Source organism: Arthrobacter sp. LjRoot78 (assembly GCF_964254335.1).
Lineage (GTDB): Bacteria > Actinomycetota > Actinomycetes > Actinomycetales > Micrococcaceae > Arthrobacter.
The window spans coordinates 687,864-709,578 of sequence record NZ_CAXUTG020000001.1; the positions used below are offsets into that span (position 1 = coordinate 687,864).

General features: G+C 68.0%; 21 protein-coding genes and 1 tRNA gene. 12 read left to right on the forward strand and 10 right to left on the reverse strand.

Going from position 1 to position 21,715, the window contains the following annotated elements:
• Positions 1–2 precede the first annotated feature (2 nt).
• The gene (locus ACSQ1X_RS03325) at positions 3–659 is read left to right on the forward strand and encodes a YczE/YyaS/YitT family protein (RefSeq protein ID WP_055802377.1); all 657 of its coding nucleotides are present in this window, start codon (positions 3–5) and stop codon (positions 657–659) included.
• Here ACSQ1X_RS03325 and ACSQ1X_RS03330 read toward each other — a convergent pair.
• The 3 genes from ACSQ1X_RS03330 to ACSQ1X_RS03340 form a co-directional block, all read right to left on the reverse strand.
• Positions 614–1,453 carry an Fpg/Nei family DNA glycosylase gene (locus ACSQ1X_RS03330; RefSeq protein ID WP_055800836.1) on the reverse strand — a complete coding sequence of 280 codons (840 nt, stop codon included), beginning with the start codon at positions 1,451–1,453 and terminating at the stop codon, positions 614–616. The two genes, ACSQ1X_RS03325 and ACSQ1X_RS03330, sit on opposite strands and share 46 nt — an antisense overlap.
• Positions 1,446–6,506 (reverse strand): DNA glycosylase AlkZ-like family protein, encoded by a 5,061-nt coding sequence (locus ACSQ1X_RS03335; protein WP_436056650.1) that lies wholly within the window; start codon positions 6,504–6,506, stop codon positions 1,446–1,448. The genes ACSQ1X_RS03330 and ACSQ1X_RS03335 overlap by 8 nt, the downstream gene beginning before the upstream one ends.
• A 139-nt stretch (positions 6,507–6,645) precedes the next feature.
• Positions 6,646–8,148 carry an FAD-dependent oxidoreductase gene (locus tag ACSQ1X_RS03340; protein ID WP_436056651.1) on the reverse strand — a complete coding sequence of 501 codons (1,503 nt, stop codon included), beginning with the start codon at positions 8,146–8,148 and terminating at the stop codon, positions 6,646–6,648.
• Positions 8,149–8,272: 124 nt separating this feature from the next.
• Here ACSQ1X_RS03340 and ACSQ1X_RS03345 point away from each other — a divergent pair, with 124 nt between their 5' ends.
• Entirely contained in the window at positions 8,273–8,743 is a 471-nt protein-coding gene (locus ACSQ1X_RS03345) for a DUF4383 domain-containing protein (RefSeq protein ID WP_436056652.1), read from the forward strand.
• 22 nt (positions 8,744–8,765) lie between these two features.
• On the opposite strand, the gene ACSQ1X_RS03350 is transcribed toward ACSQ1X_RS03345, so the two are convergent.
• From ACSQ1X_RS03350 to ACSQ1X_RS03360, 3 genes are all read right to left on the reverse strand, one after another.
• Complete coding sequence (locus ACSQ1X_RS03350; protein WP_390251199.1) at positions 8,766–9,407, reverse strand: DUF4232 domain-containing protein; 642 nt, start codon at positions 9,405–9,407, stop codon at positions 8,766–8,768.
• 100 nt (positions 9,408–9,507) lie between these two features.
• Complete coding sequence (locus ACSQ1X_RS03355; RefSeq protein ID WP_436059249.1) at positions 9,508–10,284, reverse strand: YcnI family copper-binding membrane protein; 777 nt, start codon at positions 10,282–10,284, stop codon at positions 9,508–9,510.
• Between the two features lie 158 nt (positions 10,285–10,442).
• Positions 10,443–11,075, reverse strand: coding sequence for a hypothetical protein (locus ACSQ1X_RS03360; RefSeq protein WP_436056653.1), 633 nt, complete (start codon positions 11,073–11,075; stop codon positions 10,443–10,445).
• A 408-nt stretch (positions 11,076–11,483) separates the two neighbouring features.
• On the opposite strand from ACSQ1X_RS03360, the gene ACSQ1X_RS03365 reads away from it, so the two are divergent.
• Positions 11,484–11,822, forward strand: a complete 339-nt coding sequence (locus tag ACSQ1X_RS03365; RefSeq protein WP_055800810.1) for a hypothetical protein — start codon at positions 11,484–11,486, stop codon at positions 11,820–11,822.
• A gap of 46 nt (positions 11,823–11,868) precedes the next feature.
• On the opposite strand, the gene ACSQ1X_RS03370 is transcribed toward ACSQ1X_RS03365, so the two are convergent.
• Both ACSQ1X_RS03370 and ACSQ1X_RS03375 read right to left on the reverse strand, forming a co-directional pair.
• Entirely contained in the window at positions 11,869–12,480 is a 612-nt protein-coding gene (locus ACSQ1X_RS03370) for an adenylate kinase (protein WP_436056654.1), read from the reverse strand.
• A gap of 410 nt (positions 12,481–12,890) precedes the next feature.
• Positions 12,891–12,980: transfer RNA gene (locus tag ACSQ1X_RS03375), tRNA-Ser, on the reverse strand.
• A gap of 106 nt (positions 12,981–13,086) precedes the next feature.
• Here ACSQ1X_RS03375 and ACSQ1X_RS03380 point away from each other — a divergent pair.
• The 4 genes from ACSQ1X_RS03380 to ACSQ1X_RS03395 are packed head-to-tail and all read left to right on the forward strand — an operon-like array spanning position 13,087 to position 16,964.
• Entirely contained in the window at positions 13,087–14,103 is a 1,017-nt protein-coding gene (locus ACSQ1X_RS03380) for a dehydrogenase (RefSeq protein ID WP_436056655.1), read from the forward strand.
• 39 nt (positions 14,104–14,142) lie between these two features.
• Entirely contained in the window at positions 14,143–14,541 is a 399-nt protein-coding gene (locus ACSQ1X_RS03385) for a 6-pyruvoyl trahydropterin synthase family protein (protein ID WP_436056656.1), read from the forward strand.
• Positions 14,542–14,547: 6 nt separating this feature from the next.
• A complete protein-coding gene (locus ACSQ1X_RS03390) occupies positions 14,548–15,675 on the forward strand; it encodes a glycosyltransferase family 4 protein (protein WP_436056657.1) in 1,128 nt (375 codons plus the stop codon).
• 50 nt (positions 15,676–15,725) lie between these two features.
• Complete coding sequence (locus ACSQ1X_RS03395; protein ID WP_436056658.1) at positions 15,726–16,964, forward strand: DNA glycosylase AlkZ-like family protein; 1,239 nt, start codon at positions 15,726–15,728, stop codon at positions 16,962–16,964.
• Here the strand turns inward: ACSQ1X_RS03395 and tadA are convergent.
• Complete coding sequence (gene tadA / locus ACSQ1X_RS03400) at positions 16,897–17,466, reverse strand: tRNA adenosine(34) deaminase TadA (RefSeq protein ID WP_436056659.1); 570 nt, start codon at positions 17,464–17,466, stop codon at positions 16,897–16,899. The genes ACSQ1X_RS03395 and tadA overlap by 68 nt on opposite strands.
• Before the next feature lie 136 nt (positions 17,467–17,602).
• Between tadA and ACSQ1X_RS03405 the strand changes: the two genes are divergently transcribed.
• From ACSQ1X_RS03405 to ACSQ1X_RS03425, 5 genes are all read left to right on the forward strand, one after another.
• Positions 17,603–18,370 (forward strand): phosphatase PAP2 family protein, encoded by a 768-nt coding sequence (locus ACSQ1X_RS03405; protein ID WP_436059250.1) that lies wholly within the window; start codon positions 17,603–17,605, stop codon positions 18,368–18,370.
• 12 nt (positions 18,371–18,382) lie between these two features.
• Positions 18,383–19,018, forward strand: a complete 636-nt coding sequence (gene upp / locus ACSQ1X_RS03410) for a uracil phosphoribosyltransferase (RefSeq protein ID WP_055800753.1) — start codon at positions 18,383–18,385, stop codon at positions 19,016–19,018.
• A 95-nt stretch (positions 19,019–19,113) separates the two neighbouring features.
• Positions 19,114–19,491 carry a glyoxalase superfamily protein gene (locus ACSQ1X_RS03415; protein ID WP_055800750.1) on the forward strand — a complete coding sequence of 126 codons (378 nt, stop codon included), beginning with the start codon at positions 19,114–19,116 and terminating at the stop codon, positions 19,489–19,491.
• Between the two features lie 43 nt (positions 19,492–19,534).
• Entirely contained in the window at positions 19,535–20,239 is a 705-nt protein-coding gene (locus tag ACSQ1X_RS03420; RefSeq protein ID WP_436056660.1) for an HAD-IA family hydrolase, read from the forward strand.
• Positions 20,240–20,304: 65 nt separating this feature from the next.
• A complete protein-coding gene (locus ACSQ1X_RS03425) occupies positions 20,305–20,673 on the forward strand; it encodes a DUF7793 family protein (protein ID WP_436056661.1) in 369 nt (122 codons plus the stop codon).
• On the opposite strand, the gene ACSQ1X_RS03430 is transcribed toward ACSQ1X_RS03425, so the two are convergent.
• Positions 20,660–21,604 carry a dolichyl-phosphate beta-glucosyltransferase gene (locus tag ACSQ1X_RS03430; protein WP_436056662.1) on the reverse strand — a complete coding sequence of 315 codons (945 nt, stop codon included), beginning with the start codon at positions 21,602–21,604 and terminating at the stop codon, positions 20,660–20,662. The two genes, ACSQ1X_RS03425 and ACSQ1X_RS03430, sit on opposite strands and share 14 nt — an antisense overlap.
• Positions 21,605–21,715: the final 111 nt, after the last annotated feature.

Here is a 21,715-nt window from a genome sequence, read left to right on the forward strand (position 1 = left end):
TCATGATGACACGCAGACTCCTCCAACTGTTCACCGGCCTGGCCATGTACGGCATCTCGCTGGCCATGTTCATCCGCGCCGGCCTGGGCCTGGACCCGTGGGATGTTTTCCACCAGGGTCTTGCGGGAAAGACGGGCCTCTCCATTGGGGCGGTGGTGGTCATCGTGAGCTTCCTCGTCCTGCTCCTGTGGATTCCGCTCCGCCAGTGGCCCGGGTTCGGCACCTTGTGCAACGCCGTGCTGGTGGGGGTCTTTGCTGATGTCGGGCTGGCTCTGATTCCGGAGTTCTCACATCTGGGCGGCCAGATCGGCATGCTGGCGGGGGCGGTCCTGCTCAACGGGATCGCGTCGGCCTGTTATATTGGCGCACGTTTCGGCCCCGGCGCCCGCGACGGCCTCATGACCGGCCTGGCGCGGCGGACCGGGTGGTCGGTGCGGACGTCCCGGACGGGCATCGAAATCGTTGTCCTCGCAACCGGCTGGCTGCTGGGCGGATCCGTCGGAGTGGGCACGGTGGTCTACGCATTGGCCATCGGTCCCCTGGTGCAGTTGCTGTTGCCGCGGTTCACGGTGCCGGTGGCTTCCCGCCCGCTGCCGCCCGGGTCAGGCCCGGATCAGTCGGTTCCTGCCGGCGGCGGCTGGCAACTCGGGCACCAATAGATGTCCCGCTCTTCGGTGCCGGCCTGTGTGGCGAGCACCCCGTGGCGGATGGGCGTACCGCATTTCAGGCACGGCTGGTGCTCGCGGCGGTATACCCAGTATCCAGGCCGGCCGGCCATCCGGCCCACCGGCATTCCGCGCGGGTTAAGGACTGTGGTGCGCCGCCCCGGTCCGAGGTTGGCTTCCAGCAACTGTTTGGCGGTTGCCATCATGGCGGGCAGGTCGGTGACATCGGAGACCGGCGCGGCGGGGTGGATGCCGGACAGGAAACAGGCCTCGCAGCGGTAGATGTTGCCGATGCCGGCGAGGTTGCGCTGGTCCAGCAGGGCCACGCCGATGGGAACCTCCGGCGCCGCGCGCAGCCGCCGTTCAGCCTCCTCCATGTCCCAGTCCGGCCCGAGCAGGTCCGGCCCGAGGTGTCCGACGACGGAGTCCTCGTCAGCCGTACGGACCACTTCCAGGATGCCGAGGGAAAACCCGACGGCGTCCGCGGTGGCTGTGCGGAGCACGCACCGGGCAGTGAACCCCGGTTTCCGCCAGCGTCCGCCGGGCGGGTAGACCTGCCATGCGCCTTCCATCTTCAGGTGCGAATGGATGGTCAGGCGTTCCTCAGCGGGACTTCGAAGGCGCATGAGGAGGTGCTTGCCGCGGGGCACCACCTCGTCCACGGTCCAGCCTGCCAGCTTCAGGGTGGCGAACCGGGGCACACGGAAATCGGAGGCTGTGAGCTGGTGTCCGGCCAGGGCCGCGTGAAGCTGCGCGGCCGCCCGCCAGACGGAGTCGCCTTCAGGCACGGATTCTCAGTCCTTTCGGGGTGGAATAAGCGCCGGCGTGGGTCAGGGCTGCGGCCACGGGCGTGTCCAGGATGCCGTGGCCGTTGACCTTCTCCATGATGAGCTTGTCCACGGCTCCGCGCCGGACTACCCCGACAAGCGCCGCCGCGGCGGCGGCCAGCACCTCCGGGTCGTCGTCGAAGGCGAGCAGCGTCTTGCCGCCGCGTTCCACGTAAAGCGCCAACGCGCCGTCGACCATCACCACCAGGGCTCCGGCCTTCCGGCCCGGGCGATGCCCGCTTCCGGCTTCGACGTTGAGCGCGGGCCACGGGAGGGCGGCGCCGTAGGGGTTGGCGGGGTCCGTCGCGGCAAGCGCCAGGGCAACGGGCTCCGGCTTCGCCAGCTGCGAGTCCTCCGAGTACGACCGCAGCCGGTCCACCGTGGCAGGAACCGCAAACTGGGCGGCGCCGAGGTGTTCAATGAAGTAGCCCCGGCGGCAGCGCCCGGCCTCTTCCAGCCTGGCGAGGACTTTGTACATCAGGCCGAATCCACCCAGAATGTTCTCCGCCATGACGGAACCGCGCGTCACGACGCCGTACCGGTCCAGCAGCAGTTCGGCCGTGGCGCGGGCGTGGATGGTGGGGTCCAGTTCCGGCGACGGGAGGGCCGACCACCGTCCGGCCGCCAGCGGCGGGGTGGGAGCGGCGCCGGTCACGGACCCATAGCGTCCGCCGGTCAGCCCGGCAGATCCCATGAGGCCCGTGCCGTGGGCGCGTCCCAGCCTGCTCATGCGCGGTGCGCGAGCCCGCGGGGCCCGGGCTACCTGCCGGTGCGCTGTGTGGCCGCCGGCGATCATGGCACGGACCGGAGCGAAGGTATCGCCGGTGATGCGGCCTGCCCACGCGAGGTCCCAGAGGGCTGCCACCACATCCTGGTCGCTGAGCACGGAGTCCATACCGCCGGCAATGTCCTTCAGCTGGCGGAAGAAATAGCCGCCACCGTTGTTCTGCAGGTGCTCCAGCAGCCGCTGCTGCGCGTCCCCGGGCTCGTAGTCCGGTGAAGGGTTGAGGGTGAGTTCGGCCGAGTCCGCGAGGTGCAGGCTCACCCAGCCGTCATTGCCGGGCAGCGCACCGGCGCCGGACCAGAGGACTTCTCCGGCGGCCATCAGTTCATCCAGCATGGCGGGCTGGTAGTCACTGATGCGGCCGGCGAGGACAAGCGGTTCCCACGCGGAGGCCGGAACCGGCACGCCGGAGAGCTGATCGACGGCGGTAATGATGCCGTCCAGACCCCGCAGGGCGGACTGACCCCTGCCGCGTCCGGGGATCCGGACGTTTTGCCAGGCAGGGAGGAACCGTCCGTAGGCGGCGCCGTCCACCGGCTCCACTTCGGCCCGCAGCGCGGCCAGCGAGCGGCGGCGCAGTTTCCGCAGCACCTCGGCATCGCACCATTCACTGGTGCCGGCCAGCGTCGTGACCGAAGCGACCGGCGCAGCCGGGGCCGCAGCATCACCCGGTAGTTCGGTTTCGAGGGCGGGTGCGGGCTGGTGTTCCGGCTGCGGGGCATGCGGCCGGAACTCGCCCTCCACCGCACGGCCGTCCGCGGCGAGCCGCTTGAGCGCGGTGCTGACGACGGCGACGCCGAGTCCCAGCCGGGCCGCCGCTTCCGCTGCAGTGAACGGCCCGTGGGTGCGGGCGTAGCGGGAGACGAGGTCGCCGAGCGGATCGGCCACCGGCTCGATGAACGCCAGCGGCACCCCCATGGGCAGGGGCACTCCGATGGCGTCCCGCAGGCGGGCGGCGTCTTCCACGGCCGCAAAGCGTTCGACGCCGCCGATGTTCACCCTGAGTGCGCGGTTGGCCCGCTGCAGGGCGGTGAGGTGGGCGACGGCGTCCGCCACCGGGGCGGGCTCAACCACCGCGGCAGGCCCAGCCACCGGTTCCAGCCGGGCGGCAACCTCCTCGGGCGTCAGCGGTCCGAGGAGGCGCAACAGGTCCGCGACTCCCTCCATGCCCCGCACCCGGCGGTCCGGGGCCAGCCGCTGCAGTTCACGCTCGGTGGCTTCTATTACCTTGGCGTCCAGCAGTTCGCGCAGCTCCACCCGGCCCAGGAGCTCGTTGAGCAGGGTTGAATCCAGGGCCAGCGCGGCAGCCCGGCGCTCCGCAAGGGGCGAATCGCCCTCGTAAAGGAACTGGGCCACGTAGCCGAACAGCAGGGACTTCGCGAACGGGGAGGGCTGCTGGGTGGTGGTCTGGAGGATCCGCAGTTCGCGCCGCTCAATGGACGCCGCGATGTCCTTCAGTGCCGGGAGATCGTAGACGTCCTGCAGGCATTCGCGCACGGTTTCCAGCACGATCGGGAACGTCGGATACTTCCGGGCCACGTCCAGCAACTGCGCGGACCGCTGGCGCTGCTGCCACAGGGGCTGCCGCTTCCCAGGGTTCTGCCGGGGCAGCAGCAGCGCCCGGGCAGCGCACTCGCGGAAGCGCGAGGCAAAGAGGGCGCTGCCGCCCACTTCCGCTGTGACGATCTGCTCCAGCTCGTCGGGTTCGAAGAGGAACAGCTCGGCGCCCGGCGGCTCGTCCTCCATCATGGGCACCCGCAGCACAATGCCGTCGTCCGCGGCCATGGCGGAGCCGTCCATCCCGTAGCGCTGGTGCAGCCGCTGGCCCACGGCGAGGGCCCAGGGCGCGTGTACAGGCATGCCGAACGGGCTGTGCAGCACCACTCGCCAGTCGCCCAGCTCGTCATGGAACCGCTCCACCACCAGCGTGGTGTCGCTGGGGACCACTTCGGTGGCGAGCTTCTGTTCGGCGAGGTACTGGATCAGGTTGTTGGCGGCGAAGTCGTCCAGGCCGCTGGCTTTGCAGCGCTCGGTGGCGGGGCCGACGTCGGACGCGGACAGTTCGCGGACGAACGCGCCGAGGGCGCGGCCCAGGTCAACCGGCCGGCCCAGCGAATCGCCCTTCCAGAAGGGGAGCTTGCCCGGCTGGCCGAAGGCCGGGGAAACAAGGACGCGGTCGTGCGTGATGTCCTCGATCTTCCAGCTGGTGGCGCCCAGGGCAAAGATATCTCCCACCCGGGATTCGTAGACCATTTCCTCGTCGAGTTCGCCCACGCGCCGTCCGCCCTTGGCGGCGGATGCACCCGGGCTGGCAGCTTTGCCCTCGGTGGACGGCGACGAGGAGCCTTCCACCTCGGTGCCGATGATGTAGACGCCGAACAGTCCGCGGTCCGGAATGGTGCCGCCGGATGTCACGGCCAGTCGCTGCGCCCCTGGCCGGCCTTCGATGGTGCCGGCATTGCGGTCCCAGATGATCCTCGGCCTGAGCTCGGCGAATTCGTCGGACGGGTAGCGGCCGGCCAGCAGGTCCAGGGTGGCCTCGAACGCCGAGCGGGGGAGGGACGCGAACGGGGCCGAGCGGCGGACAGTGGAGAACCATTCCTCCACGTCGATGGAGCCCAGCGCGGTGGCGGCCACTGTCTGCTGCGCCAGGATGTCCAGCGGGTTGGCGGGAACGCTGAGCCGTTCGATCTTGCCGCCCAGCATGCGTTCCACGGTGATGGCGGTGTGCACGAGGTCGGCGCGGTGCTTGGGGAACAGGACGCCCTGCGAGACTTCACCCACCTGGTGACCTGCGCGGCCCACCCGCTGCAGCCCGCTGGCCACGGACGGCGGCGACTCCACCTGGACCACCAGGTCCACGGCGCCCATGTCGATTCCAAGCTCAAGGGAGGACGTGGCAACAACGCACCGCAGCCGGCCCGACTTGAGGTCGTCCTCGATCAGCGCACGCTGGTCCTTGGAGACGGAGCCGTGGTGCGCCCGGGCCAGGACGGGGTCGGCGCCCGCGGTGCTGCCTGCCTGTGCCATCATGTGCGCGGGGGTTGCCGTGGACGTCGGAGTGCCGGCCCCCGCTGCCGGCACTCCGGCCGGTCCATCAGCTGGCGCTCGGCCTGGTCCATCCGCCGGCCCGCCGGCTGGCACCGCTTCGAAATCCGGTGCCTCGGCGCCGAATTCTCCCCAGCCGCCCGCCGCCACCAGCTGGCGTTCGGCATAGATCTCGTTGAGCCGTGCCGTCAGCCGTTCAGCCAGGCGGCGCGAGTTGGCGAACACGATAGTCGACTGGTTGGCCATCACCAGGTCCACAATCTTTTCCTCAACATGCGGCCAGATGGATGCCTGCGGCTGCAGCCCGGAGGCGGGCCCGGAATCAAAGGCGCCGGCGGCCCCCTGCAGATCAGACATGTCCTCCACCGGCACGGAAACCGTCAGGTCCCAGTTCTTCTTCGACGGCGGTGCCACGATTTCCACCGGTGCGGAACCGGCCAGGAACTGGGCCACGAGTTCGCGGGGCTCCACGGTGGCCGAAAGGCCGATCCGCTGCGCGGGCTTGGGCAGAAGTGCGTCCAGGCGTTCCAGCGAGACGGCCAAGTGCGCGCCGCGCTTGGTGCCGGCAACGGCGTGGACCTCGTCCACGATGATGGTGTCCACCTCGGCCAGTGTTTCCCGGGCCCTGGACGTGAGCATCAGGAACAGTGATTCCGGGGTGGTGATGAGGATGTCCGGCGGGTGGCTGAGCAGCGCTCGGCGGTCCGCCGTCGTCGTATCTCCCGAACGAACGCCCACGGTGATCAGCGGGGCTGGCAGGCCCAGCCTTTTGGCGGTCTGGGTGATCCCAATGAGCGGCGCGCGGAGGTTGCGTTCGACGTCGACGCCAAGCGCCTTCAGCGGCGAAATGTACAGGACGCGTGTTTTACGCTTGGGCGCCTTCGGCTTCCTGCCTTTGGCCGCGGGGTCGAGACCCGGCAGGGCTTCCGGCTCGGCGGGAGCGGATGACTGGAGGCGGTCGAGCGCCCAGAGGAATGCCGCGAGGGTTTTGCCGGATCCTGTCGGGGCGACCACCAGCGCATGCGAACCGGACGAGATGGCCTGCCAGGCGCCGATTTGTGCAGGCGTCGGTGCCGAAAAAGCGCCGAGGAACCACTCCCTGGTGGACTCGCTGAACCTGTCCATGGTCCGCGCGGACGGTGTCTCACCTAATGCGCCGCCGGCGGGCTCCTTCCCCTGCATTCCTCCATCATGCCTTACAGCACTGACACTATTGGCGGCACCCTCCAGGGCACCCTTCACCGCACCCTTCACGGCACGTTTCGCTGCGCCGGGGAGGTTGCCGTCCGGCGGCACCGGCAGCGGGGCCGGTTCCGCCGGGTCAGTCAATCTGGCGGAGGTTCCGGGTGGCTGGTCCTTCCAGCACCGTCCCGTCGCTGCTGAAGCGGGAGCCGTGCAGCGGGCAGTCCCAGGACTTTTCGCTGTCGTTCCAGCGCACGATTCCGCCCAGATGCGTGCAGGCGGCGGACAGTTGGCATCGGACGCCGTCGACGGTGGACACGGCTACGGGTTTCCGGCCGCGACGGGTCACTCGGCCTGCCCCCTCAGGCGGTGGCTCGCGCGACTCATCCAGGCGCTTGAGTCCCACCTGCCCCCAGTCCCGTGCCACGCTGGCCGCAACGGCAGCATTAAGGGAGACCGCGGAGGCGGCCCCGGCCGGGGACGTGACCCGGTGGTGGATGATGCTGGCCCAGGGGAGCCGCGTGCCGAGGATGTCGGCGGTGATGTCCAGTGCCGCACCCACGGCGTTGGTCATGCCCCATTTGTTGTAGCCAGTGGCGAAATAGACCCGGCCCTGCCCCCGCGGGAGCTTGCCGAAGAACGGCATCAGGTTGGTGGCCTGGTAGTCCTGCGCGGACCAGGAGTGGGTGAGGCTGGCCCCCGGGAACTGGGCCGTTGTCCATTCAACCAGGGTGTCGAGGTAGGCCTGCGCTGACCTGGCGCGGCCCACAGGGTGACCGTTGCCGCCCACCAGGATCAGCCGGCGGCCGTCGCCGGGGTAGTCGCGCAGGGAACGGACCGGCTGCTCAACCGAAAGGAACATGCCGTCCGGCACGGCGGTTGTCCCAGGCAGTTCGAATGACGCCGCATAGGACCGCAGGGCCTTGAGCTTGGCGAAATAGAGCCCGCGGTCCAGGACCGGCGTGCCGGTGGCGAGCACCACCTCCCGGGCGTGAACGGGGCCGTGATCGGTCTGGACTACCGCCGGCCCCGGCCCCGTCAGTCCCCGGAGCCCGTTCAGCCGCACGCCGGAGACGATTTGTCCGCCATGCGAGCGGACGTCGTCCACGAGGGCGTCGATGACTTCCAGGGGATGAATCTGGGCCTGTCCGCGAAGACGGACGGCACCTTTGACAAGGAAAGGCAGTCCGGGATCGGTGACGTACTCGGCCTCAATCCCGGCGGCCCGGGCAGCGGCCAATTCGAGGCGGAGGGTTTCGGTTCCGTCCGTGGAGGTGGCGTAGGTGTAGGCATCGCGATGCTGGAACGGCACACTCCGCTCTGCCAGGTACCGGAGCAGCCATGCCTGGCCTTCGCGGTTCATCTCGACGTAGGCACCCACCACTTTCTCTGAATACTGCTGGCGCAATGCCGACAGCACGGTTCCCTGCAGCAGGGAAACCTTCGCCGTGGTGTTGCCGGTGGTGACGGCGCCCGGGCTCCGGGCTTCGACAACCAGCACTTTCTTGCCGGACCGGGCCAGCAGCAAAGCGGCCACCAGCCCGGTCAGCCCGGCCCCTGCCACCACGGTGTCAACCGTGCTGCGAGGATGGAACTGGTCGCTGCGGAAGGAGTGGTCACGGTCCAACCAAAGCGAGGTCACAGTCCTGCCTGCCTTTCCCGGTCCCCGAAGACCCATGCCGTGGCGCTAGCGGGGGACTCCGAAGGGGTTCATAAGTAGACTTATCATGTCATGAGCAGCGTGACCGGGGAACAGGAGCGGCACCATGAAAACATCCGAAGCCGCCAGGGCCCGATTCGGTTTGCGGAAGAACGTCCAGAAGTCATCACTTATCGCGGGGGTGACGGTATTTGTGCTGGGCGTGCTGGGTTTCATCCCGGGCATCACCGCAAACTACGGCACGCTGGCGTTTGCCGGACACGGCTCGGAGGCCATGCTCCTTGGCGTCTTCCAAGTGTCCGTCCTCCACAACCTCATCCACTTGCTGTCAGGAGCGGCAGGTGTGCTGATGTCACGGCGTCCGTTGCCGGCCCGGAATTTCCTCATCGGCGCGGGGGTCGCCTACATGGTCCTTTGGACCGTCGGGCAGTTCCTGGCAATGGACTCGCCCGTCAACATCCTCCCCGTGAACAGCGCAGACAACTGGCTGCACCTCCTTCTGGGCATGGCGCTGATCGGGTTCGGGGTTGCGTTCTCCCGCGATGCGCCCGCAAAGCTGCGGGAATCCCGGGCGTAGGTTCGGGGAGTCCCGGCAGGCCCTACCGGGCGTGGAATGCCCCGATGGTCAGCAGCTCGATCGCATCGTTGCTGCACGCGGTCCGGGGTTCGGCGAGGAACAGCGAGGCGGTCTCCTCCGGCGGATAGATCCGGTAGCCGGCAGCTTCCGTAGGCGTGCAGTCGGTGTAATTTCCTGCCTGCGTGTAGCGCATGTCCGCGGCTCCGGCCTGCCCCGGAGCAAGCAGGACGTCCGCAACGGGCGAGGACCCGTCCTGCCGGGCGGGGGCACCGATGGGGGCGCCGTTGGCGTCTGCGGTGAGGGACACTCCCGGGAAGCCCCGCAGAAGGCAGGGTTCGGTCCCGGAGTTGGTAAGGATGAGCTTGGAATAGACGCTGCCGGCGGCGCCGCCACCTGAGGAATCCGATGAAACCGTCAGGTTGGCTGCCTTGCACCGCGACGGTCCCGCGGACGACGGCGACGTCGCGGACGAGGACGACGCCGGAGTGCTGGCCGCCTGGCTGCCGGCCGGGGTGGACGTGGCGGGCGGGGCGCTGGAAGTGGAAGCGCCCGCGGAGGTTCCCTGGGGCTGCGGCTGGCTGGGCCCGCATGCGGTGAGCAGGAAGGCGGCGGCCGCAACCGCCGTCGCGATGGCAAGTCCGTTTTTGATTGGCTGAGACCTCATGGGTCACACTTTATGCCCGCCGTTGCCTGAGTCAACGATGCCACGACCGCTGCAGCGGATTGATGCCCGGATTGTGATTTCCGGGCACCAATCCGGTGCGCTACTTTCCGGGTTCCGAGGGGGTTCCTGAAGCAGCGGCTGCGGCGGGTTTCCGGCTGCGCATCAGCGCCACCCCGCCCAGGGCGAGTCCTCCGACGCCGGCCACCAGGCCCGCCCAGCTGCGTGCCTGGGATCCGTCGTCCGCGCCGGAGCCCGTCACCGAGGAGGCCTGGGCGGTGTCTGCCGCGGTGTCTGTCGACGCCGACGCATGGCTGCCGTGTCCGTCCGCCGCGTCCGCCGCGGCGGCCGTGACGGTGAGCGAGGGCGCAGGCGCCTTGAGCGAGTGCGGGTCCTGGCCGTCCTTGGCGATCTCGGACCAGTCCGTCTGCCCCTGCTCGCAGTTCTGCAGGGTGGGGAAATGGAGGGTCTTGCCGGCGGCGTCGGGGAGCTTGACCGAGAGCACCAGGGCGTCCCGCAGCTCGGGGTTCAGCGGAGTCTTGGCGGTGTAGACAATCTTGCTGGTCCGCTTGGTGATGGTGGCGCCGTCGGCCAGCTTTTTCGGTTCGGGCAGCTGCTCCACCACTTTCTCCACGGTCCAGTTCGGGTTCACCGTGGGCTGGGCGTCGTTGAGCTCGTCGGGCAGCGTGATGGTCACCTTGGTGGTGCCCGATTCGTCGCAGCCGTGCGGGATCCCGAAGGTGAGCAGTGCGTAAGAGTTGGCGTCGGTCTTGTCAGGCGTGACGCCGACGTGTGCGGAGGCAGCCGTGACTCCCGCCAGCATGAGGGCTGCGGTGCCGCCGGCCGCAGCCGTAACGGAGAGGGTGCGGCGGAAGGACATGGGTTTGGACTTTTTCAAAGGGGGGCCTTTCAAGGGTGCACGTCGCACTAACAGCGGTGCACAAAACTATGGATTGGGCGTCCGGGCGACTGTCGGACACCGCCCGGAAACGGGCGGATCAGCAGGCAGGGCGGAGCCGGGAAAGTGTGTCAGGAAGGTTAAAGCACGACGACGGCGGGCGGGCCCCGCGGGCAGTCAGCCCTGAGGTTTCGCCAGGGGAGGGGAGCCGAACCGGACGGCCAGCCGGCGTCGGCAGGTGTCGCGACGACGTCTGGCATGGCCGCTTCGGGAAGTTGAATGAGTGGCCGGAGCCACGCCGCGAGCGACCACAGGGCAGCTTCGCCCTTGGCCAGCAGGAGGGCGCAGGCGAGCGTGGCCATGGCGTGTCCGCCGAGCATGATGCCGGCAGTCCAGGCGGAATCGAACTGGTGCAGGTGGCTGGCGGTGCTGCCGGCGGTGTCCAGCGTGATGCCTGGCGGCCATGCAGTGGCGTGGTGTCCCGGGGCGGCGGGCTGTCGGGTGCCGCCCGGAGAGCTGAAGGCGCTGAACGCCTCATGGAGGACCAGTTGCCCGGCTCCCAGGAGCGAAGCCATCGCGGGGAAGTTCAGTTTGAGCCGGGTGGCCGCGGTGGCCGCCAATCCGGTGAGGGCCAGGACGGCTGCCATGATGCCGGGTGCCGGCAGTTCGCCGCCGCCAAGGACGTGGGCTGCAGCTGCGAGGGTAACTATCGTCGCCGCGACCATGGCCGCGCGGAGGGAATGGAAAGGAGTCCGGGCGTGGTGAGTGCGCACGGAGTCCTCCCTCGGTTCGGTTCGTTGCCTGTAATTCTAGCGGGGGAAAGGTGACAGCCCGGCTAGTCTGTTTCGGGGCCCGAGCAATAGTGGCAGTCGTCGTCGCAGTGCGTGGTGCCGGAGGTGGCCTGCTGCGCGGCGTCCGAGCCTGTAGTGCTGCTCACCGAATTGTCCTGCAAAGTCACGATGGTCCCCGATGCCGTTTCTGAAGCCTGGTTGATTCCCGGTGCCGTCAACTGGTGGTCAGCGCCGACCGATCCATCTAAGCCGCCGGCAGCGGGGCCACTCAATGGATGAAGTGCCGAGGCGGGGCGGAGCGAATTGTGCAGGCGCCCAGCAACCCCCTATGCCGCACCCGGAGCCCGGCCTAGACTGCTGGCATACGCAGCCAACCTCAAGGAGACAACCATGGACTATGCAGGTACGGGCAACGAGAAAGCGGTTGCGGCGGGCGAGCTTAACCGGACGCACGTCGGGCACACGGTCAGCTTCCAGCCGGACGAGTTCACGCTGGTGTTCGGCCGGATCGGGGCCATTGCGCGCAAAGAGGGCGGGGTGACCATCGCGCTGGACGGCGTTGACGGCGCGGGCGGCCTGCAGTCCCATTACAGCCTGCCTCCGACGCAGGATGTCTACGTCCAGCCGGACATGCTTACGAATACGGAGTCCACCATCAAGGATCTCTTCGGCAAGGTCCAAGACAACCTGCGCGGCCACAAGGGAGACCAGCGCCCCGACGCTCCGTAGCCTGGACGCTCCGTAGCCGCCGGGGCTCGGTAACAGCCGGCGCCGCTTAGTGCGGGGTAGCCGGGGCCGCTTCGGCGACGGCGGCGGGGAACGAGGCGCGGAGGGCCGCCAGCAACTGGCCGAAGACCTCGTCTTCGCTGCCCATGCCGTCCACGCTCAGGAGGATCCCGCGCTCGGAATACATCTCTGCCACCGGCTCCGTCTCCCGGTAGTACAGCTTCAGGCGGTGCCGGATGACCTCCTCGGTATCGTCGCTGCGTCCGGTAACGGTGGCGCGTTGGAGGACCCGGCGGACCAGCTCGGTGTCGTCGGCCGTCAATTGCAGTGCGACGTCCAAGGACTGCCCGGCGGCGGTAAGAATCGTGTCCAGTTCAGCCAGCTGGGCTGTGTTGCGGGGATATCCGTCCAGCAGGAATCCATCCCGCACGTCGGCCTGCTCCAGGCGGTCCCGCACCATGCGGTTTGTCAGGCCGTCCGGCACGAGGTCGCCCCCGTCCAGATGCTCCTTGACCTCCTGACCCAGCGGCGTCAGGTTCTTCACATGCTCACGGAACACATCGCCGGTGGACACACCCGGGATGCCGAGGTGCCGCGATAAGCGGTCCGCCTGGGTACCTTTTCCGCAGCCCGGAGGACCAATTATCAGCATTCGCAACATTGAGACCGCTCCCTGGTGCCGTTGAAAGGTGTCCCACCATGGTGTCCGCCCGGTGGCGGCAGCACAAGGGACCGAGGCGGGACGCGCCGCCTGTTCCGTGTCCCAATTGTGAGCAAATCTTTCGGCGATCCTGCGCCTCGCGGACGTTTGCATGGGTAGCTTCGATACACCACTAGATGGAAGGTGTACCGAAATGACGATCACTGACTACTTCTCAGGCGTAGCCATCATGCTTGGATCCCTGATAGCGGCTGCAGGGCTATCAGCCGGGATCATCCGAGCCAGGTCCCACCATTAGGAGTCCTTCCCCGTCCGTCGCCATCGGGCAGGGGGCGACACCTACCGAAGGGTAGTCCGGGCAAAGCAAAAGCCCCGGGTTTTCATCGAAGAAGACCCGGGGCTTCGCTACTTGGCGGTGACGGTGGGATTTGAACCCACGTTGGCTTTGACACCAAACAACATTTCGAGTGTTGCACCTTCGGCCGCTCGGACACGTCACCAACCTGAATAGGTTACCGGAGCAAGGCGCCCTTCCCCAAAACGAGGGCGCGCCGGGCAGTGAACGTCTTCCCCACGCACGCGCCGGGGACTAGATTCATAAGCAAGATGATCAACTCCCAGCCGCACTCCCGATCCCGGTCACAAGCCGGTTCACAGGCCCGGTCCTACTGGACCGTCGGCCACGAAAAAGGCGAGCTCCGCTCCGAGGACCTACCCGCACCTGGCCCCGGTGAAGCCCTCGTCCGTGCCCTGTATTCGGGAATCAGCAAAGGCACCGAAACGGTGGTTCACTGCGGCCACGTGCCGCCGAGGGTTGCCGAACAAATGCGGGCGCCGCTTCAGGAGGGCTCCTTCCCTTCGCCGGTGAAGTTCGGCTACCTCTCCGTGGGGATCGTGGAAGCAGGCCCCGACGAATGGGTTGGCCGCACGGTGTTCTGCCTGCACCCGCACCAGGACCGCTACGTTGTTCCCGTCGAGTCCCTGACCGTGGTCCCGGAGAATGTCCCGGCCCGCCGTGCCGTGCTCACCGGAACTGTGGAAACCGCCGTCAACGCCCTCTGGGAAGCCGGGCCTCGTCTGGGCGACCGCGTTGCCGTCGTTGGCGCCGGCCTGGTGGGCGGCATGGTGGCCACGCTCTTGCGTACCTTCCCGCTGCAACGGCTCCAACTCATCGACGTCGATCCCGGGAAGCGTGCCTTCGCCGACGCCCTCGGCGTCGAATTCAGCCACCCCGACGACGCCCTGGCCGACTGCGACATCGTCATCCACTGTTCAGCATCGCAGGAAGGGCTCGAACGGAGCCTGCAGCTGGTGGGCGACGAAGGGGACGTCATCGAGATGTCCTGGTACGCCGACCGCAAAGTCACCATTCCGCTGGGGGAGGACTTTCACGCCCGCCGGCTTTCCATCCGCGCCAGCCAGGTGGGCGTGGTGGCCCGCGCCCGCCGCCACCGCCGGACCAACGCAGACCGCCTCGCGCTCGCCGTGTCCCTGCTCAGCGATCCCGTCTACGACACGTTCCTGACGGGGACGTCACCCTTTGCGGAACTTCCCGCCGTCGTCCACGAACTCGCCGACGGGCGCTTGGACGCACTCTGCCACGTGATCGAATACCCTGCCTAATACCCTGCCGAACATCCCGACGAAGACACGAGGTAGCCCTTGTTCAGCCTGACCGTCCGCCGCCACTTCATGATTGCCCACAGCCTTCCCCGAGAGGTCTTCGGACCTGCCCAGGGCCTGCACGGGGCCACCTTCGTTGCGGAGGTGACCTTCCGCCGTCGGGCGCTGAACGACGATTCAATCGTCCTGGACATCGGGGCGGCCGGCGGGCTCATTGAAGAAGTGCTGGCCGGCCTGAACTACAAGAATCTGGACGAGCACCCTGACTTTGCGGGGAAGCTGACCACCACCGAGGCGCTGGCGCAATACATTGCCGAGGCTGTGGCGGCCAAGGTCCGCGGCAACGAGGACGGGCGGGAGCTGGCCGGCCTGGCCGTCACCCTGCGCGAGAACCCGGACGCCTGGGCGTCGTTCTCCCTTGACTTCGACGCCGAATAGCGGCTGATGACTGCGTCCGGCGCTAGCAGGGCGGCGATCCGGCTGATCGTTCCGGGCAATGTGCGGCACAACTCAGGGGGCAACGCCTACAACTCCGCACTGACCCGCGGGCTCACCGCCCTCGGAACGGACGTAGAAAACTGCCCCGTTGACGGCCACTGGCCGGTGGGCCGCGAGGAAGAACGACGGCGGCTGGCCGGACTGCTGCTCGGCGACGGCGGTGCCACGTCCCCGGCGCCTTCCACCGCGCGGGTCACCATCGTGGATGGACTCGTTGCGCTGGGTGCGCCGGAGGCACTGGAAGCGGCCGCCGCCGCCGGAAGACCGGCCTGGATCCTCGTGCACATGACGTTGCCCGGGCACGCGGACCGGGAGGGGAGGGCCTTGGCTGCCGCGGCGGGCGTCTTCTGCGCGAGTTCGACGGCCGCCGCCGAGCTCCGGGGCCGGCACAGCTCGGCTGAGCGAAGCCCGGCCCGGATCCACGTAGCGCTTCCGGGAACGTCCGCCGCTCCCCTGGCCGCCGGTTCCAGCCCGCCGCACCTCATAGCCGTGGCAGCCCTCCTGCCGAACAAGGACCAGCTCCTGCTGCTGGAGGCGCTCGCGGGGATCAGGGACCTGCCCTGGACCGCGTCCCTGGTGGGATCCGATTCGGCAGATCCCGCGTATGCGGAGTCCGTCCGGGGTGCCGTCATCAGGCTGGGGCTGGCGGAGCGGGTCTCAGTCCCGGGGGAGCTCAGCGGGCCGACCCTCGATGCCGAGTGGGGCCGGGCGGATCTCAGCCTGCTCATTTCACGGGCAGAAGCGTTCGGGATGGTGGTCACTGAATCCCTGGCCCGCGGGATCCCGGTAGTGGTCAGGGACGGCACCGGCGCGGTCGAGGCGCTCGCGGCCGGGTCGCCTGGCGGATCGGAAGCCCCCGACGACGGCGGGCCGCCCAATCTGCCGGGCGCCGCCGTCGTGCTCGGCGCGGACCCTGCCCCGCTGGAAGCGGCACTGCGCACCTGGCTAACAGATCCAGGGCTTCGCTCCCGCTGGCGTGACGCAGCGCTGGCTGCGCGGACCCGGCTGCCGGGCTGGGACGTCACAGCCAGGACCGTGCTGGACGCCATTGCCGCAAGCGGACCCGGGAACTGAATGGTCCCGCCTCATTCCGTTGACGCGCCGGCTGATGGACAATGGCCGCTATGACCAGCGAGCCGCTCACCGTCGAGACTCCGCCTGCAGGGACTCTCACCGCCGAACGCCTCCGTGCCTGGGCTTGGCACCGGCAAGGACTCGACGGTAGCCTCGCCGGCCAGAGCTCTGCCGAGGTGCTGGCCAGCGCCGGCTGGGCACGTTCCCTGGGCGGCGCCAACCCCTACCTCACGCTGTTCGCCCGCGCCGGAATCCGGCGCGAACAGGTTGATGCCGACGTCCGTGCGCTGCGGATCTCCGAACTCCCCAGCGCACGCGGGTGCACTTACATCCTGGGCGCGGAGGACTTCGCGTGGGCGTTGATGCTGGGCAAGGATTCCGCCGAAGTCTTCAAAGTGCTTGGCAGGCTGGGGGTGGACCGCGGTGAACTCACGCTGCTTGAGGAGCAGGTGCTGCATGCCCTGGCCGAGGCTGGCCGCCCGCTGGATCCGAAACAGCTCAAGGACGAGCTGGGTGATTCCGTCCGGAGCCTGGGCGAGGAAGGGAAGAGGCAAGGCGTATCCACCACCCTCCCCACCGCCCTTGGCCTGCTGCAGCGCGACGGCCGGATCCGCCGCGTCCCCGCCAACGGTCGTCTCGACCAGCAGCGCTACGCCTACACACTGTGGGACCTGCCGCCGAGCCCGTTGGGCATTGATGCCGCCCGCACAGAGCTGATCCGCAAGTACTTGGGCTGGACAGGCGGCGCCACGCTCAGGCAGTCGCAGTGGTTCTCCGGGTTCACGGTCGCCCAGAGCAAAGCAGCACTGGCCGCCGTCGGGGCAGTCGAGCTGCCCACCGTCCACCCTGCGGTCAAAGGCGAAGCGCTGTGGATGCTGCCCGAGGACGTCGAGCGCCTCGCCGCTTTCGAAGTGCCGGCCGTGGAACAGATCCAGCTCCTTGCCGGGACGGACTCGCTCGTGATGCAGCGGCGGAACGCCGCGGACTTGTTCGGAGACCGGGACGGGGACGCGGAGCTGCTCGGCGCAACCCTGGCGCAGCAGGCCGACCTGCCGGACCACCCGATCCTGGACCGCGGCCGGATCATTGGGCTCTGGCAGTACGATCCCGAGGGGCAGCGGATAGCCCACTGGCTGTTCGCCGGCCCCACACCCGGGGTGCTGCAACGGATCGATGAGGTGGAGTCTTGGATCCGTGCGGACCTGGGTGATTTCCGTGCCTTCAGCCTCGACTCGCCGGCGTCGCGGCAGGAGCGGATTGACGCCCTGGACGCGGCAAATGCCAGCTAGTGACCTGCCGTTGTCCGGCGAAGAAATCCCGGAGCAGGGTGGCGCACTCCTGCTCGCGGACTCCGGCGTAGACCTCCACCCAGTGGTTGAGGCGGCGTTCGCGAAGGATGTCGAACACGGATCCCGCAGCCCCCGCCTTCTCGTCCCATGCCCCGAACACCACCCGTGGAATCCGGGCAAGGACGATGGCGCCGGCGCACATCGCGCAGGGCTCCAGGGTCACCACGAGCGTGCAGTCCGCGAGCCGCCAGCCGTCGCCTCGGCCGCCGTTTGCCTGTCCCAGCGCCTGGAGCCGGGCGGCCGCCTCGCGGATAGCCACCATCTCGGCGTGCGCCGTGGGATCACCGTGCGCTTCCCGTTCGTTCCTCCCTGTACCCAGGACTCCGCCGTCGGGCCCGATGACGACGGCGCCGATGGGCACGTCTTCGGTGCCCAGCGCCCGCCGTGCCTCGGCGAGGGCAAGGCCCATCCATTGGGCATGGCGCGGCTCCGGGGAAGTCATGGCTCAATGATAGTTTCGAAGGTACGGCAGGCGCAGACGACGGATGAGCTCGGGAGACGCAGTGAAAACCTTGACTGACCGCATTACCGACCGGTGGGGGCGGTGGGTTGTGCCGTACGCCGCCCTCTGGATCACCATGCTGATTGGCGGCGTGATCGTGGTGGCGCTGGCAGTGATGGGCGCCGAAGTCTACGACAACGTGGTGGATGAGGCCGGCCTGGCCAACCTGGACAAGCCTGCGCTGGCGCTGTCTGAGGACCTCCGGACCCCCTGGCTCAATTCCGCCGTCACTGCCTTCACCAATGTCGGCGGCGGGATCGGCATGCCGATCGTCGGCAGCATCCTGACGGCCTGGCTGACGTGGGCCGGGCGCACCTGGCGGCCCCTCATCCTGGTGGGCGGCGCCGCGGCTGTTTCGGTCTCCGCAACCACCTTTGGCAAGAAGCTCTTTGGCCGCACCCGGCCGGATCATGCAGACGCTGTTCCGCCCTATGAGTCCTCGCCCTCGTTCCCCAGCGGGCACACGCTCAACACCACCGTGGTGATCGGACTGGTGGTGTATCTGGCCTGCCTGCAGATCCAGCGGACCGTTGCGCGGGTGTCCATCATCACGGCTGGTTCGATCTTCATCATTGCCATGGGTCTGAGCCGGGTATTCCTCGGCCATCACTGGCTGACCGATGTCATCGCCGGGTGGCTCCTGGGCCTCGCCTGGGTGGGAATCGTGATCCTGGCCCACAGGCTCTTCCATGTGATGCGGCACCGCGAGCATGCCGGGCCCGCCCCGACGTTCGACCACCCGGTGCTCCGGGAGGAACTTGGCGCCCGCCATGGCGCCCACAGGGGCGAGGGCCACCCGGAGGAGCCCCACGGATCACGGGGCCGGGACACCACCTCCGGGTGATAGTTTTGACCCATGCGCACACTCGTCGTGGACCACCCGCTGGTCGCTCACAAGCTCACCGTTCTGCGGGACAAGAACACCCCTTCTCCGGTCTTCCGGCAGCTCACCGAGGAACTCGTCACCCTTCTCGCCTATGAGGCAACCCGGGACGTCCGCACCGAGCCCGTCACGATCGAAACGCCCGTCAGCACCACCATCGGCACCGCGTTCACCAAGCCCACGCCCCTCGTGGTCCCTATCCTCCGCGCAGGCCTCGGCATGCTCGAGGGCATGACCAAGCTTGTGCCCACGGCCGAGGTCGGTTTCCTGGGCATGGCCCGTGACGAGGAAACCCTAGACATCATCACGTATGCGGAGCGCCTGCCGGAGAACCTGACGGACCGGCAGATCTTTGTCCTGGACCCCATGCTCGCCACTGGCGGCACGCTGCGCGAAGCCATCAAGTTCCTCTTCAAGCGCGGTGCCTCGGACGTGACCTGCATCTGCCTCCTGGCAGCGCCGGAGGGCCTTGCCAAGCTGGAAGAAGAACTCGCGGACGCGAACGTGACCATCGTCCTGGCATCCATTGACGAGAAACTCAACGAGAAGTCCTACATCGTGCCCGGACTCGGGGACGCCGGCGACCGCCTCTACGGCATCGCCGGCTAACGAGGCAGCGGGCCGGGTCTACGGTGAAGGGGAGCCGGGGCAGCGAGGCGCTTGCCCCCTTCCGGTTTTCGGCGGCCGCCGCTAGCCTGTGGCCCATGGACTGGAAACTTGAACTGGTGTTTGTCCCTGTGTCCGACGTGGACCGTGCCAAGGATTTTTACGTCAATAAGGTGGGCTTCAACGCCGACTACGACGAACGGCCCATGGAGGGCATCCGTTTCGTCCAACTGACTCCGCCGGGCTCCGGCTGCTCGATCGCCATCGGCGAAGGCTTGAACGATGCCCCGCCCGGCACCGCTCCAAGCCTGCAGTTGGTGGTCAGCGACATCCAGGCAGCGCACAAGCAGCTCAAGGACAACGGCGTTGACGTCAGCGACATCGACATTCAGGCTTGGGGTCATTTCGTGCATTTCGCTGACCCGGACGGCAACAAATGGGCCGTCCAATACATCCCCCACCGCCCGAACGGATAAGTCACAGAATCCGGCTTCGCCCCGGGTGGGGCAGGATGGAAGCATGAGCTTCCGCCCAAAAGCCGCCGTACCGCGCATCGCCGCATCGCCTGTCGCCACGATCTCCGCCAAGGCCGTGCTGTTCGACATGGACGGCACCCTGGTCGACTCCACAGCCGTCGTGGAGCAGGTATGGGGCGAGTTTGCGGCCCGTTACGGCCTGGACATCGCCGAGATCCTCCACACCTCCCATGGCGTCCAGGCAGGGGACACCGTTCGGCGGTTTGCACCTGTCGGCGCCGATGTTGTGGCCCTGACCGCCGAGCTCGGCGCCATGGAACGGGTTCGGACCGAGGGCATCGTTGCGCTGCCCGGAGCCGCCGATCTGCTGCGCAGCCTCCCAGCAGATGCCGTGGCGCTGGTGACTTCCGCCGACCGGATCCTTGCCGACATCCGGATGGGCGCCGCGGGACTGGCCATGCCGGCCACCGCAGTCACGGCCGACCTCGTCACCCGGGGCAAGCCGCACCCGGAAGGCTACCTCCGGGCCGCCGAACTGCTCGGTGTGGACCCGGCCGACGCGCTTGTCTTTGAGGATGCCCCCGCGGGCATTGCGGCCGGACTGGCCGCCGGAATCCGGACCGTGGCCATCGGTCCCAATACCGGCCCCCTGCCGGACGGTGTTCTGCACCTTGCGGACTACTCCGGCGTGTCCGTGACCACGGACATGGACGATTCCGGTGCCAGGAGGATTTCCTTCCGGTTCTGACCCCAAACCGGTTTTCGGTCCAGTAGTCTCGGGAGGGACGTCTGAAACTATCTTGGGGGGATAGGATGACCGAGATCCCGATTGCCGGCGACAGAGGCATTGTTCAGCTGCGCACCGGCGTTTTGCATGTGCAATGGATTCCAGGCCTGGCTATCTGCGAGGAAGCTGCCTTGGCTGTCATGGCAGCCGTCAATGACCTGAGCCGCGGGCGTTCGTTTCCGATGCTGGTGGATATGGCTGCGACGGCGTCCATGAGCCGGGGGGCCCGGCGCGTCTTTGCCCGCCCCAGCACCGTAGCGAGGGTGGCGCTCCTCGGATCGTCCCCGGTGGACCGGGCCATGGCCAATTTCTTCCTCAGCATCAACGCTCCTGCCGCACCAACGCGCTATTTCACCTGTCCGACGGCAGCCATGGCGTGGCTCAGGGAAGCGTAGCCGCCGTAGCGACGGGGGCGTAAACCCGGGCGAGTTCGGAACGAAGCTCCCGCACCGGAATGCGGTCCGCCGCCAAGTCCCGGATAAGGCGGCCCATCCCGCGGAGGTCTGCGAGGGCCGTGTGCAGCAGGTCCACGCCCGCGTCGGCACCGCATGTCCAGTCAACCGGAACCTCGTGCACGCGGAGTCCGCATTTTTCCGCCACGATCAGCAGCTCGGTGTCGAAAAACCACTCGTTGTCCGCCGTGTGCGGAAGGATGCGGCGGGCAACATCTGCGCGAATTGCCTTGAATCCGCACTGCGCATCGCTGAAATGTGCACCCATCAGCGCGTGCAGCAGAAGGTTGTAGCCGCGTGAAATGAAACCACGCCAAGGGCTGCGGACCACATGGGAAGCGCGCGCCAGCCGGGTTCCGATGGCCAGATCGGAGTGCCCGGAAATGAGTGGCGCCACCAAAGGGGCGAGCGCTGCCAGATCGGTGGAAAGATCCACGTCCATGTAGGCCAGCACGGGTGAGGGCGAAGCCAGCCAAACGGTGCGAAGGGCGTTGCCACGCCCTTTTGCGGCAAGCCGCACCACGCTGACTTCGCGGAGTTCACGCGCGATGCGCTCAGCCACCTTAAGAGTGCTGTCGGTGCTGGCGTTGTCGGCCACGGTAATCCGGAACGGGTGCGGGAAGGTGCCGAGCAGATAGTTGTGCAGTCGCCGCAGGGACCGCTCCAGGTCCCGTTCCTCGTTGTAGACCGGGAGGACAACATCAAGGACGGGGATGGCGGTTCCTGAATCCCCCGCGGTCCTGGTGTCGATCGGGGCACGGCGGGTGTTCCCCGTTGCGGGCGGCGAAACGCTGCCGGGCGGGACGTCGACGGCGGCCCGCGGCTGCGATGGCAGTTGGAGCAGTGTTCCCGCGGACTGGTCTGTGAGCGTCATGGTTCCACTATGGGACCGGCGCATATGAAGGATTTAGGCCAAAGCTGTGCAGCTGCTGTGGGATTTGCCGGGTGCGGAAGCGTGCAAGGAAACGGCGGCGGTGCGCCCACC

Coding starts and splice junctions, on each gene's coding strand:
- ACSQ1X_RS03325 (WP_055802377.1), top strand. CDS start 3: ATGATGACACGCAGACTCCTCCAACTGTTCACCGGCCTGGCCATGTAC.
- ACSQ1X_RS03335 (WP_436056650.1), bottom strand. CDS start 6,506: ATGCAGGGGAAGGAGCCCGCCGGCGGCGCATTAGGTGAGACACCGTCC.
- ACSQ1X_RS03345 (WP_436056652.1), top strand. CDS start 8,273: ATGAAAACATCCGAAGCCGCCAGGGCCCGATTCGGTTTGCGGAAGAAC.
- ACSQ1X_RS03350 (WP_390251199.1), bottom strand. CDS start 9,407: ATGAGGTCTCAGCCAATCAAAAACGGACTTGCCATCGCGACGGCGGTT.
- ACSQ1X_RS03355 (WP_436059249.1), bottom strand. CDS start 10,284: ATGTCCTTCCGCCGCACCCTCTCCGTTACGGCTGCGGCCGGCGGCACC.
- ACSQ1X_RS03365 (WP_055800810.1), top strand. CDS start 11,484: ATGGACTATGCAGGTACGGGCAACGAGAAAGCGGTTGCGGCGGGCGAG.
- ACSQ1X_RS03370 (WP_436056654.1), bottom strand. CDS start 12,480: ATGTTGCGAATGCTGATAATTGGTCCTCCGGGCTGCGGAAAAGGTACC.
- ACSQ1X_RS03380 (WP_436056655.1), top strand. CDS start 13,087: ATGATCAACTCCCAGCCGCACTCCCGATCCCGGTCACAAGCCGGTTCA.
- ACSQ1X_RS03390 (WP_436056657.1), top strand. CDS start 14,548: ATGACTGCGTCCGGCGCTAGCAGGGCGGCGATCCGGCTGATCGTTCCG.
- ACSQ1X_RS03395 (WP_436056658.1), top strand. CDS start 15,726: ATGACCAGCGAGCCGCTCACCGTCGAGACTCCGCCTGCAGGGACTCTC.
- tadA (WP_436056659.1), bottom strand. CDS start 17,466: ATGACTTCCCCGGAGCCGCGCCATGCCCAATGGATGGGCCTTGCCCTC.
- ACSQ1X_RS03405 (WP_436059250.1), top strand. CDS start 17,603: ATGCTGATTGGCGGCGTGATCGTGGTGGCGCTGGCAGTGATGGGCGCC.
- upp (WP_055800753.1), top strand. CDS start 18,383: ATGCGCACACTCGTCGTGGACCACCCGCTGGTCGCTCACAAGCTCACC.
- ACSQ1X_RS03415 (WP_055800750.1), top strand. CDS start 19,114: ATGGACTGGAAACTTGAACTGGTGTTTGTCCCTGTGTCCGACGTGGAC.
- ACSQ1X_RS03420 (WP_436056660.1), top strand. CDS start 19,535: ATGAGCTTCCGCCCAAAAGCCGCCGTACCGCGCATCGCCGCATCGCCT.
- ACSQ1X_RS03425 (WP_436056661.1), top strand. CDS start 20,305: ATGACCGAGATCCCGATTGCCGGCGACAGAGGCATTGTTCAGCTGCGC.
- ACSQ1X_RS03430 (WP_436056662.1), bottom strand. CDS start 21,604: ATGACGCTCACAGACCAGTCCGCGGGAACACTGCTCCAACTGCCATCG.